This window comes from Moorena sp. SIO3B2, from assembly GCF_010692525.1.
Taxonomy (GTDB): Bacteria; Cyanobacteriota; Cyanobacteriia; order Cyanobacteriales; family Coleofasciculaceae; genus Moorena; species Moorena producens.
Genome location: NZ_JAAHHE010000175.1, coordinates 1 through 13,080 on the forward strand (window position 1 = coordinate 1; position 13,080 = coordinate 13,080).

Consider the following 13,080-nt stretch of genomic DNA (forward strand, 5'->3'; position numbering starts at 1 on the left):
TCAATCTTGAGATTACAGAATGTTGCTCATTAAGTTATAACGGTCGTTAAGCGCAAGTTTTCTCCAGTGATTTGACTAACATGCCCACCAAAGAAAATCGCTTTTTGCAAGGGCGTAAAATCGCTCCAGTTCCGATTACGGCACAAATCCCAATCACAGAGTTGATCGACCAGACGTTTCTAGCCTACAATTCCGGTCGGTTACGAGAAGGCTGCCAATTATTGGTAGAGCGGATGTTGCAGCCCAACGTAACGGTGGGTTTAAGTTTGACAGGAGCATTAACCCCCGCAGGGTTAGGAATGGCGGCAGTGATCCCACTGATGGAGGCAGGGTTTGTCGATTGGATAGTATCTACAGGAGCCAATCTCTACCACGACACTCATTTTGGTATTGGATTGGAACTCCATCAAGGGCGGCACGATATTAGTGATGTGGTATTGCAGAAAGAAGGAGTTGTCCGGATCTATGACATTTTCTTCGATTATGACGTGCTGCTATCAACGGATAAGTTCTTTCGTCAGATCATTGAACAGCCTGAGTTTAACGGTCGAATGGGAACGGCAGAGTTTCACTACCTTTGCGGTAAGTACATTGCTGCACGGGAGCAAACATTGGGACTGGAAAACCAATCCCTGCTGGCGGCAGCTTACCGATTAGGAGTCCCCATCTATACCTCTAGTCCTGGAGATAGTTCGATTGGGATGAATTTAGCAGCGCTAGGGTTGCAGGGAACCGGACCAGTCATTGATGTGTCCTTGGATGTGAATGAAACGGCAGCAATTGTACTGGCAGCTAAAAACAATGGGGGAGCCAGTGGCATTTGGATCTTGGGAGGTGGCTCGCCGAAAAATTTTATGTTGCAGACGGAACCGTATCTTCAAGAAGTCTTGGGTATTGATGAGAAGGGGCATGATTACTTTCTTCAGGTAACTGATGCCCGTCCAGACACAGGGGGTTTGTCAGGAGCAACCCCATCGGAGGCGGTTTCTTGGTGCAAGCTTGATCCACAGAAGTTATCAGAAACGGTAGTGGTTTATTGCGACTCGACTATTGCTATGCCCCTACTGACAGCTTACTGCCTAGCTAAGGTAGCGCCTCGTCCTCTAAAACGTCTTTATGACGAACGAGAAGCTCTACTGGAGCAGTTGAAAGAGGCACATTTGGCTACCCAGGCTACAGCAGTCAGGTGAATTAGGATTGATGAGAACAGCGGATCTGGGAACAGCGGATCTGGGAACAGGGAACTTCAGGAAACAGGGAACTTTAGGAAAGAGCGATGCATCACTACTCCCTACTCCCTACTCCCTACTCCCTAAAACCCAGAACTTTTTACCTGACCCAATTGAGAACTGCTATAAAGTAGTCCTATACCTCGTCAAACAGGCAAGCTTGTACAAAATTCTAGCCCCAACATTGCCATCCCACTCATCCCCAGAGTCTCCGGGAGCAACTTCGCACAGATCAAAACCAATAATAGTTTTTCCAGCTTGGACTAGCGATCGCACTAAATACATTGCCTCATTAAATTCCAATCCTCCCGGCACAGGAGTACCTGTATTGGGACAATAGGCTGGATTCAATCCGTCAATGTCAAAGCTAATATAAACTTTATTCGGTAAATTAGCAATAATTTCCTGGCACTGGGCTGCCCAGGTTATACCTTCGTAAGTGTTAGCTTTCAGCTGCCAGTCATCAAACATTACAATCCGGCGATCGCTATGAGCCCAAGACATTTCCTCTTCACAAACATCTCGGATGCCAACCTGAACTAAACGATTAATCTGAGGTAGGGTCAGGGCATTGTACATGATCGAGGCATGGGAGTAAGTAAACCCCTCATAGGCTTGCCGGAGATCGGCATGGGCATCAATTTGTAAAATCCCGTATTCATCGTGTTGCTGTGTTAGGGCTTGCATTAACCCAAGAGGAACACTGTGATCGCCACCGACAATGGCAACCAGCTTCCCAAGCTCCAGCAGTTCCAGTGCCTGAGTGTAAACCCAGTTGTTGAGAGCAGCACAGCCTTGATTAACGATGGCTAACTGTTTTGCGATCGCATCATCATCCACATTGCCACCAGCTTCTAAATACTCAATAATCTCTTTAGCTATCAACCTCATGGCACGATTTTGGTCAAGGAGAGCTGAGTTAATTGGTATAGTCCCGCACCTGATTTCCCAAGCTTGGGGTACATCAAAGTCGTACCAATCTAGCTGTACGGAAGCTTCTATTATTCCTTGGGGACCGTTTGCTGCCCCCTCTCGGTAAGATGTGGTTACGTCCCAAGGAACAGGCAGGAAAACGATTGAAGCCTCCTCAACTGAATAGGGCAAGCCAAAGAAACAGCCATTGGGCACAGTAATCTCATTAGGATTAAAACTGGCTTGATTCATCTTTCTACCTCCTTGGAGACTCCCGTTATAGCCGAAGGCTTAACGGTGAGACGTGCCATATAAACACCTGGGGTTTCCCCAGGTGTTTATATGGCACTCAGGAAAGGGAGGGCAGGATCTAATCTGTATAGGCATAACCATCCTTTCTGTGAATAAATTGACAGTACTTGTGACTGATTCCCTGTACCAGTCCTGATTTAGTTGAAATATTGAAATATCCCGATTTACGAGTTGCAACTCGTCCAACATAAGTGCCTATTTTCTTGCCTTTAGTGACAACAGCACGAACAATATCTCCTGTTTGAAAACCTTTATTAATTTTGACTCTTGAGCAGTAACGAATGGGAAAACCATACTTGTTTGTTCTGCAAATTTGACGAGTTCCGTGACCTTTAGCAGCGACAAGCAAAGGTTTATAATCCTCAACAATTAACGTATCAACTTTTCCAACATTTGCGGCATCTAACCAATGAGTTTTAGGTAGATTTTGACGACATCGGTTAAACTTAGTCAAACCGCCACTACCCACCTCAACAGGTAATCCGAACAACTTTAACTCATGGTATAACTTCCAACGAGTTGTATTAACAGCAGCCGCATCAGCTAAAGGTCGTTTTGCTTGAGACAAAATTATCTTTAAAATTTCAGGCTTCCCAGATAATAATTGTTCAATTTCTTGATTTGATTTAGTCTGATTACAGGAATGACAAGCAATAACAAGATTGGAAACTCTATTAGAACCACCTTTGGATAATGGTTTAATATGTTCAATTTCTAGGTGATTGCCTTTGGCTCCACAATAGGCACATTTGCGATTCCATTTTTCAAGTAAATATTCTCGAAGCTCGTAGCCATAAAGTGTACCTTGTTGATACTCAATACCAGATATCTCAGGATTCTGTAACTTCTGAGTGTCAAATCTAACCAATTCTTGAGACAGCCCTGTAATAGGACATAAACGAGTTAGTTTTTTAACCCAAGTCAAAATGTTATGAACTCTAGACATTAGGCTAGGAGCTAACCAACCTTTTGGTCTAGTTCTATTAAGAAATCTGGGCTGACGATATCGAGTTTTACGATGGCGTCGGGCACGCCTTAACTGCCTACGAGAGGTTAAGGCATCTCGAATTTGAAAGCCTCTGTGGGTAAGTTCACATCCCCAAACTACTCGGTTATTTTGAATGATTGCTAAACCACTTGTTTTTGAGCCAGGGTCTATTTTGAGTTGATGATTATGGGTTATTGGCTCTTCTATCTCCTCCGTTAAAATTATGGTAAATGGGTAACGACGATAGACTTTAGCTTTGCCATTCGAGAGTAGAATTCTAGCTCTCGCCGGTTTGCAGGGGTCTAAAGGTTGCCGATTTTTGTTAAGTACAAATACACGCATAACTGTGTTTTCTCCTATCGCTAGGGTAAAGTTAGCTTAGTCAAAGTTATTTCTCGGTACTTTCCCAATCGCACTGGCTTAACTCAACTACACCTGTTTAACGACCGGGTTCTAGAGCTAGGGACTAGCTACGCATCCCCAGGTAGGAATTTAACTCTTGGAAATAACGTAGTTCTTATAGAACTTAGACTGGTAAACTTTGAGCTTGAAAGCTCCCGCTATAGTCTGTTCGCGCAGGGTCGGCCGTAGGCCACAAGACTTAGCGGTGAGTTGTTTACGAGCCCTTGGTTAATTTTTCCTATTCTACCCGACCCTAGTCCCTACGGGAATCCTTGTATTAGGGATTAGGAATGCTTAGATTAGGCACACTTACATTAGGTACTAAAACCATTAACCGAAGCCCTAACCCGCAACCCCATTACCATCAAAACTAAATTGACAAAGTCCTAGCACTATGGTAAACATCAAAGAAATTCCCCTAGAGCAAATCCGCCGTCCCCTACCACGACAAAATGATCCAAACAAGGTGGCGGCGCTAATGGAATCAATTGCCAAAGAGGGTTTGCTCGAACCCATTGATGTGTTAGAAGTAGATGGGCAATACTATGGTTTTTCTGGTTGCCACCGTTACGAAGCACACCAGCGTTTAGGAAAAAAAACCATTAAGTGCCGCGTGCGTCGCGCTCCTCGCTCCGTCTTAAAACGGCATTTAGCCTGAAAATTAGCAATTTTGGGACAAAAATAGGTTCATACCTTGGGTGTATTCCCAAGGAAACTCCAATTGCTTAAAGTTAAGCTGTTTAAAGCTGACCGTCGCTACTATTAGTTTGGACTAGAAACCTTTAGGAGAGTACTATGGCAACGATTGTACCTGTCAATATTGGTATTGATGAACAAGACCGCAAAGAGATTGCTGAGGGACTGTCTTGTCTGCTAGCGGATACTTATACCCTATATCTGAAAACCCATGCCTTCCACTGGAATGTTACTGGACCAATGTTCAACTCCCTACACCTGATGTTTGAGCAACAGTACAATGAGTTAGCTTTAGCAGTGGATGCCGTAGCAGAGCGGATTATTAGAGTCGATGTCCGGTATTACCCGGAGCACCTCTCCTTCAAAGCCGTACGTGAAACTTTCGCCTCATACGGCTCCTAAATTCTCTCAACCTCTCGGCTTGTCTTTCGACTTGCTCCAGTGGATTTGTTGGTGACAACTTTGGTGGACAGCCATGAGATTGTCCTTCTTCCAGTTGTCATGATTTCCATCAATGTGGTGGAGGTGAACTCTTTCCTTATCGATGAATTTCATTCCGCAGTATCCACAAGAATGGTTTTGTTTGGTCAATGCATCCGCAGTATGATTGTCGTAGAGTTTGCTATTTCGCTTGCTCCAGTAGACTAAGTCTCCGTCATAAGGGGACTTAGTCCCTTTAACCATCACGTGCTTATTTTGTTCGTACCCTACATTGGGGAAGGCTTTTTTACATAGTTCGACGGCTTGATGTTTGTTGACGTTCTTCTCCTTTATAAACTTTCTCCTTGCCGCTTCATCCATGAACCATAAGCTGTCCCGAGAGCTGCTCATGTCACACCATTTGTGATAATTTCGCCATCCTCTTACAATGGGTGCCAACTTTTTAGCTTTGACTTTTGAACCATAATTCGAGCTGTTGGCCACGGCTTTAATCTTCTCACGTATTTTCCTGTGATTATCCACTGAGGGAGTGCAATGGAATTTTCCGTTTTTCTTGACTCGCATATGCCAGCCAAGGAAGTCAAATCCGTCTGTCGTTTTGGTTATCAAGGTCTTTTCTTGACTGATTTCGAGACCTCGTTCGTCTAAGAATTTTTCCACCTTTTGGAGGACTTTTTCTGCGTCATCTTTTGGTTTTAGGAAGATAACCATGTCGTCCGCGTACCGAACGGATGGGTGTATATCTTCTATTCCGTCAAGTGCTATGTTGGCGCTTTTGTGGACTGACTACTCCTCCCTGGGGCGTTCCTTGTTCAGGGAATTCCGGGCAGATGCCAGCCTTTAAACATCTGAATACCCCTGTTTTCAGACTAGCTGGTGCTAACAACCTATCCATGATGGATTTGTGGGAGATACGGTCAAAACACTTTTTAATGTCTAGTTCGATGACTCTCTTTTTGATGCCCTTTTTCGCAGCATTCAGGTTTTGGAATACTTGCTTTTGGGCATCGTGCGCACTACGCCCAGTCCTAAACCCGTAACTCCGAGCGTGAAAGTTAGCTTCGTGTGCAGGTTCGAGGGCATATTTCACTAGGCATTGCCAGGCTCTATCAGCGATGGTTGGTATTTTCAACATCCGGGTTTTTCCATTCTTTTTAGGGATTGGGACTTCCCGTAGTCCACTATGTTTCCAGGTGAGGCCATAGAGGTTCAATGTTTCTACCAATTCCATTCGCTCGCGGTAATTCAGGCTTTCCTTTCCATCAATACCGGCAGTGCGTTTTCCCTGATTTAATTGGGTCACTTGACGGACGGCCAAAAGTTGAGCTGAACGGGATTTCATTATCAGTTTTTGCAAAGACCTGACTTTCCTCAGGTCGCCAGCTTGAACCGCTTTATATATCCTTCTTTGTAGGCGGAATAGGTCTTGGCGGAGTTTTCTCCACTTCAGACTTTTCCATAGTTCGCTATGTTTTTTACTCATGCGTCTAACCAGTCTCTACGCTTGTTGAACATATTCTGAGAACCCGTGCCCAGTTTTGAGCACATCTTACCCGACAGTGGGGATTACACTTGACATAGTTTACCGAGGTTACGACCGTTCCTCAGACCCATATTGCTGTCGTTTTTACTCGTTCCATCAATCAGATTGTTTTGGCGATTTAGGCCAGTCCAATTTGCCTATCCTCCTCTCGGAGATTACAGATATTAGCACAAAGATTCTGTGAGAGTAGAGGATGTATTCCACATGGTTTGTTCAGGTTGTGGTTAGCCTATAAGACACTTTTCTAGGACTACTTAGACCGTGTCGCCTCCCCGTTAGCGCCAGTGTTGCTACCTGCTTTTGGTCAACTGATTGCGCCCTGTTGCCAGCGTCACTCTGCGGGATGCCGCCCGTTCGGTGTGGCCAGGTAGGGAGTCACTTATCTCCTAAAGGGTGGGACTTTCACCCACATCCGATTGATAGTTAGGATTTCGGGTTTTTACCCCGCGAATCCCCTTGGTCATACCCTTCTCTACTACGAGAAGCTCCTACCAAGAACGAGCCGCACCGTACCCTAGGCTATCCTGCTCCTGGCAGCTACAGTCAGTATGCGCAATTATCGTCCATCCCAGAAACCAGTGATGTTCCAGAGGCTGAGGAAATGGTGCGCTTGCTAGTGGAAGCCAATGAGGCAGTGGTAAGAACTGCACGGTCTGTTTTCCCAGCCGCTGAACGTGCTAACGATGAGTCCACAGCTGACCTGTTGACGGAACGGATGAGTATACATGAGAAAACGGCTTGGATGCTGCGCAGTATTTTAAAATAAGCTTATGAAGGATAAAGTATGAAGGATAAAGGATGAAGTATTAGGTATTAATTATGAAGGATGAAATAGTTTAATTTATCGGTTGTTCAACAACTGGTATGCTTTGAGCTATATCTGTTCATCCCTGAATAGTTACCTTTCTTTATCTTGCATACTTCATCCTTGAGCTGAAGCCGTCAATAGTTATGAATTTTACTGTTAATAAATATAGCGCTATATTTATTAACAGTTTGAATCACTATATTATTATGCAACTGTTAAAGCAACTTATCCCTAAAACTTACTTTTCCCCAGCTGAATTTTAAAAATGGTATTTGAGTAAGATAAAAAAAATTTTGCTCGTTTGTAGAACTTCAGGATTTTTTCGATACAAGTAGCTAAGCGGGTTGTGGTGCAGAACTTCATATCTGAGTTTTAGCTGACAACCGGTGTCCAGAGAGAAAAACACCTAATTTAAGGACACTCCTCTATGAATGAAAAGGACAAGCAGGCTTTCTCTGAGGTGAACAATGAGGAAAACAAGGATATCACTGGATCTAAATGGGATGATCACATAAATGCTATGGGTCTGAAAGCTCAGAACCTACCGTCCAGGAGCTTCGAGCAGAATCGTGCCCTGGGAAAGCTGATTTCAGAAGAAATTTCCAAACCTGATTGGCTTAAATTGTCTCCAAAAAACCATGAATTACCAAGGGAAATTTACCAAGAGGTTACTGAAGTAACTAAGCAAGAAATTAGTCTGAGACTTACTAGGAAGATTCAGAATAGGGAAATTGATCCTAAAATAGGAAGCCTCTCGCGTTATGTGAAATCTATTAAAACTCACATAGTTAACAAGAGTGCAAACGATCACATCGGCAACTATTCCTTTGTCAAGCGGGGAACAAAGAAATGGATCAAAACAGTTTCTATCTATACACCAATTAGCAATTCTGAGTCTGGTCAGACTGATGAGTCTTATGTGTTGTTAGACATCCTCCCTTCTGAAACAGCTCCTCTGCTTTCCGAACAGATTGTGGATTGTATCAGAGAAGATCCAGAAAGACTTTTCAGGTGTAGGCATATGCGGAAGCTTCCCAAAGCAAATTTTCGAGCAATTGCACTACTGAGGGTCTATGGTTATGAGTGGCAAGAAATTGCAGACTGCTTAGGTACTAAACTGAAAGCAACTGCTCGATTTCACGACCGTTGCCTTCAAGAATTTGCACCCAAAATCAGGGAGTACTTGCAGTCATGACTAACTCAAAGCGGAAAATCAGCCCAACCTTACAGTAGAGTAATCCAATGACTGTTATAGTTCCCCTGACAGATTGCATGGTGGTTCTGACGGGGGATTATTAATCATTGAAAGCACATACTACCTGGTCTTGTCAGTGACTGATAAACGTGACTCAGACCCAGTAATTAAATTATGGATGAACAATCTAGTAAAGCTTATTTAAAATTAATCAATGCTTTACTTACCTGCTCTAGTGGTAAAGAATCAGAAATTTTGAGAGCTAATCAAGAGTTGATAGATAAAAACCTGATACTCACAATGGTAGGAGTTTCCGAAACACTTGTAGAACAGGGTGATCGTAAAGCGGCTGATTGGTTGCAAAACCTAGCAGAGCAATTAGCTGAAGCGCTGGGGGGATTAGAGCAGGTTAAGAGTCAGACAACTAAAAAAAGTAACTCAGCCGCCTTATCTACTTCTGAAGACTATGTTGAGTTTTTGATGGAGGTTTTACAGGCAACTGCGGAGAGTCAGGGTAATCCTCAGGTGGTCTATCCATTACTACAAGCAAATCTGGACAAACTAGATGATAACTTAACTCAAATTTTGAGAGTCTGGTTTGAGGTAATACTATCGGAAAACCAGCCAGAACAAGAACAATATATCGCTGTTATAGTTAGCGATTTCAGTAACTTGATTCAGCAGTTTCCGCTAGGTAATAGAGCAATCAATCTGGAGATTGCAATCACTGGATTTGAAATTGGACTAACGACCTTCACCCTGGAAGCCTTTCCAGAGGAGTGGGGCATAATCCAAAATAATCTGGGCAATGGATATAAAGACCGCATTTTGGGAGATAGAGCTGAGAATCTGGAGCAAGCCATTGCTTGCTATCAACATGCTTTACGAGTATATACCTGTAATGAATTCCCAGAGCTATGGGCTGCTACTCAAAACAATTTAGCAAATGCCTATAGTGATCGCATTTATGGGGAAAAGACCGAGAATTTAGAGCAAGCCATTGCTTGCTATCAAAATGCTTTGCGGGTTTATACTCGCGAGGCATTTCCTCAACAGTGGTCTAAATTATATAATAACTTAGGTGCGACCTACAGCAAACGCATTCGCGGTGATCGAGCTGAGAACCTGGAAATGGCACTCCAAGCCTACCATGCTGCTTGGCAAGTCCGCACTAGAGGGGCTTTTCCTATGGATTGGGCTGCTACTCAAAGTAATCTGGCAACTGCCTATAGCGATCGAATCCGTGGAAACAGAGCTGAGAATCTGGAACAAGCCATTGCTTGCTATCAAAATGCTCTAGAGGTTTATGCTCGCTCAGCATTTCCCGAGGCTTGGGCAATGACCCAAAACAACCTAGCAGTTGCTTACCGGGAGCGTATTCGAGGTGACAAAGCAACAAACCTGGAAATGTCCATTCGGGCTTACCATGCTGCTTTGGAAGTCCGTACTAGAGAGGCTTTTCCTATGGATTGGGCTGCTACTCAAAGTAATCTGGCCATTGCCTATAGCGATCGCATTCGTGGAAACAGAGCTGAAAATCTAGAACAAGCTATTGCCTGCAGCCAAAGTGCTCTACAGGTTTATACTCGTTCAGCATTTCCCGAGGCTTGGGCAATGACCCAAAACAACTTAGCAGTTGCTTACCGGGAGCGTATTCGAGGTGACAAAGCAACAAACCTGGAAATGTCGATTCAAGCCTACCATGGTGCTTTAGAAGTCCGCACTAGAGAGGCTTTTCCGATTGATTGGGCTGCTACTCAAAGTAATCTGGCCATTGCCTATAGCGATCGCATTCGTGGAAACAGAGCTGAAAATCTAGAACAAGCTATTGCCTGCTGCCAAAGAGCCTTACAGGTTTACACCCGCGAGGCATTCCCAGAACAATGGGCTAGGACTCAGAGCAATTTAGCTACTGCTTATCGCGAGTTGGGACAGATTGCCAAGGCACTAACTTACTATAAAAATGCTTTAGAGGTTTTTTTGCCTAAAGCTTTTCCAGTAGACTGCCTTAGGGTTGGACGGAATTTAGGCGATACAGCTTTTGCTGCTGGCTTCTGGACAGAAGCCATTGAAGGGTATGATATTGCTATTGAAGCGGTCGAGCAAAGCCGTACCTGGGCTAGTACTGAGGCAAGGCGTGAAGAGATTCTCTCAGCAGCGATAGATGTTTACAGCAACATGGTGCAAGCCTGCATCAATATCGAACAGTTTGACCGGGCTCTTGAATACGTCGAGCGCAGCAAAGCTCGTAACCTTGTTGAAATACTGGCAACCAAAGACCTTTACCCCAAAGGCAACATTCCCAAAACTGTCCTCAAAGAGCTAGATCGCCTGCGTCGGGAAATTGTCAGGGAACAGCGTAGGCTTAATATCGAAGAAAGCATTAGATCTACAGATGGTAGTTTTGATCCCTCTACTGATATAAAGCAAAACCGTACTAAGTTGGAGCAACTGATCAGACAACTAGATCAGTTAATCAAGCATGATATTCACCCCATCGATCCTGCCTTTAACCTTACTCAGAAAATTGAACCCATCTCTTTTAAACAGATTAAGCAATTGCTGCCCGATCAGCAAACTGCTCTGATCGAGTGGTATGTCACAAGCGAGACGTTTTTAACTTTCATTGTCACATCCTGCAGCCATATGCCCACGGTTTTGCAAGCTTCCCCAGAAGACCTACAAACCTTGTTAGATTGGACTAGTAGCTATCTCAGTTCCTACTATGATAATAGGCAACAATGGCGAAATGAATTAGATGATCGTTTACGGCAACTTGCTGATATTCTAAACCTCAAGCATTTACTCTCTCTGATTCCCATAAACTGCCAGAGACTGATTCTAATCCCCCATCGCTTTCTCCATATGTTTCCCCTCCACGCCCTAGAGGTAGGAGGTCAAGATGCCAAAGTCAACAGTCAGAATAGCGCTACTGAATTACTTAATAATTTGACTCTCGGAGAATCTCTGGCAATATCTACTCAACTTAGGGCAGAACATACGAAAAGAGAATTGCCTCTGGCAAAAGATGATATTGTTCAACAAAAACGTCAAAATTGCCTGTTAGACCTCTACCCTGGTGGAGTAAGTTATGCTCCCAGCTGCCAGCTATTGCAAACTGTAGAGGCAAGACATACCTCATCTCAACAGCATAATCTTGATCGTCTGTTCATTGTCCAAAATCCCACTAACGACTTACACTTTACTGACCTTGAAGTAACTGCTATTAGTGCCTACTTTGACCAGGCTTATATCTTGGCTAAACAAGCTGCTACTAAAGAGGCATTGAATCAGGAAGAGGCTCTACAGAATGCTCACATTGTTCACTTTTCTTGCCATGGTTACTTCAACTTAGCTTCACCTCTAGAATCAGGGCTTAGATTAGCAAATAATAAAGACTTAGCAAATAATGAAGACTTAGCAAATAATGGATACTTAACTTTAGAGGAAGTATTTGAACTTGACTTAACACAATCCCGCTTGGTTACTCTCTCTGCTTGTGAGACAGGATTGACAGACATTACTAGTCTCAGTGATGAGTACACAAGTTTGCCCAGTGGCTTTCTCTATGCAGGCAGTTCCAATGTGGTTAGCAGTCTCTGGGAAGTGAATGACCTTTCCACAACATTTCTGATGATCAAGTTTTATGAAAATCTCAAAAATGAAACATCAGCCGCTATAGCACTCAGCCAAGCTCAACGTTGGCTCCGAGATACTACTCTCTACAAACTGGAGCAGTGGATTCGGCAGAGGCAGTTACCTTTTGATCACAAGTTAAGGAAACTTTGGCAGCAACTGTTTAATAAAGTTAAAGGTAGTGACAAACCTTTTGCACACCCATTATACTGGGCTGCTTTTACATGTCAAGGATTGTAATTATTATATCTATCACTTGTAGAATCTTGGGATTATTTTCCTATACGTCCTTGTAGGAATATAGGAAAAGTTCAATGAGTAAAAATCCTTTGCAGAATCAAAATACCACACATTCTGCCTATGCCAATCATACCCAATCACAAGACAAAACACTGCTTGAACAGGTTACTATAAGTTTCAGTATCCCCCATTGGAAAAGGATCAGTAGTGGTATTGGTATTTTGGCTTCAGGAATTACACTATTGTATTTCGTGATAGATTTTATTCTACCGAAGACCGAAACAAATCCAGTTCCCCAAGAGTGGGTTGGTACTAAAATTATAAATACCGATACTAATCTTTATAACAATTATAAAAAGGCAGCAACCTATGAAGTTTGGACTGACAGACAACCAAATAGTCACCATTTCTCCTTGATAAATATAGATGAAGGTGCCAAGAAAAATTCATCGGATTTTCAGGGAGTATTAAAAGAATTGGAAAAATCTGGTCAACCTGTCTGCCTTGGGCTTACAGGTAAGAGAAGCTGGAGCAAATCTGAGCGAAAGAATATCGTTGAAATCAGAGTATTTCCTGAGCAATCTAAGTACGATCAATTAGGACAAGCTAAGGGTGATACACTGTGTGAGCAAAAACCAGGAGAGGTAATAATTGAAGCAAGAAGCGACACCCAATGAA

Annotated in this window: 7 protein-coding genes and 3 pseudogenes; 7 read left to right on the forward strand and 3 right to left on the reverse strand. The window is 43.4% G+C overall.

Annotated elements, in window-relative coordinates; all coding sequences use genetic code 11:
* The first annotated feature begins 80 nt into the window (after positions 1-80).
* Positions 81-1,190 (forward strand): homospermidine biosynthesis protein, encoded by a 1,110-nt coding sequence (locus F6K38_RS25990; protein WP_287357942.1) that lies wholly within the window; start codon positions 81-83, stop codon positions 1,188-1,190.
* Between the two features lie 162 nt (positions 1,191-1,352).
* Here F6K38_RS25990 and F6K38_RS25995 read toward each other — a convergent pair whose 3' ends face one another.
* Positions 1,353-2,393 (reverse strand): agmatinase family protein, encoded by a 1,041-nt coding sequence (locus F6K38_RS25995; RefSeq protein ID WP_287357945.1) that lies wholly within the window; start codon positions 2,391-2,393, stop codon positions 1,353-1,355.
* A 118-nt stretch (positions 2,394-2,511) separates the two neighbouring features.
* A complete protein-coding gene (gene iscB, locus F6K38_RS26000) occupies positions 2,512-3,783 on the reverse strand; it encodes an RNA-guided endonuclease IscB (protein ID WP_287357946.1) in 1,272 nt (423 codons plus the stop codon).
* 454 nt (positions 3,784-4,237) lie between these two features.
* Here iscB and F6K38_RS26005 point away from each other — a divergent pair, with 454 nt between their 5' ends.
* Together F6K38_RS26005 and F6K38_RS26010 are read left to right on the forward strand one after the other, a co-directional pair.
* On the forward strand, positions 4,238-4,501 hold the full coding sequence (locus tag F6K38_RS26005; protein WP_287357948.1) for a ParB N-terminal domain-containing protein: 264 nt from the start codon (positions 4,238-4,240) through the stop codon (positions 4,499-4,501).
* Positions 4,502-4,638: 137 nt separating this feature from the next.
* Positions 4,639-4,861: pseudogene (locus tag F6K38_RS26010) on the forward strand (Dps family protein); the annotation flags it as partial.
* Positions 4,862-4,947: 86 nt separating this feature from the next.
* On the opposite strand, the pseudogene F6K38_RS44405 reads toward F6K38_RS26010, so the two are convergent.
* Positions 4,948-6,463 (reverse strand): annotated as a pseudogene (locus tag F6K38_RS44405) (reverse transcriptase domain-containing protein).
* Positions 6,464-7,031: 568 nt separating this feature from the next.
* On the opposite strand from F6K38_RS44405, the pseudogene F6K38_RS26020 reads away from it, so the two are divergent.
* From F6K38_RS26020 to F6K38_RS26035, 4 genes and pseudogenes are all read left to right on the forward strand, one after another.
* Positions 7,032-7,289: pseudogene (locus tag F6K38_RS26020) on the forward strand (Dps family protein); the annotation flags it as partial.
* A 469-nt stretch (positions 7,290-7,758) separates the two neighbouring features.
* Complete coding sequence (locus F6K38_RS26025) at positions 7,759-8,526, forward strand: hypothetical protein (protein WP_287357951.1); 768 nt, start codon at positions 7,759-7,761, stop codon at positions 8,524-8,526.
* 174 nt (positions 8,527-8,700) lie between these two features.
* A complete protein-coding gene (locus F6K38_RS26030; RefSeq protein ID WP_287357954.1) occupies positions 8,701-12,402 on the forward strand; it encodes a CHAT domain-containing protein in 3,702 nt (1,233 codons plus the stop codon).
* Positions 12,403-12,476: 74 nt separating this feature from the next.
* Positions 12,477-13,079 (forward strand): hypothetical protein, encoded by a 603-nt coding sequence (locus F6K38_RS26035; protein WP_287357956.1) that lies wholly within the window; start codon positions 12,477-12,479, stop codon positions 13,077-13,079.
* Position 13,080 lies beyond the last annotated feature (1 nt).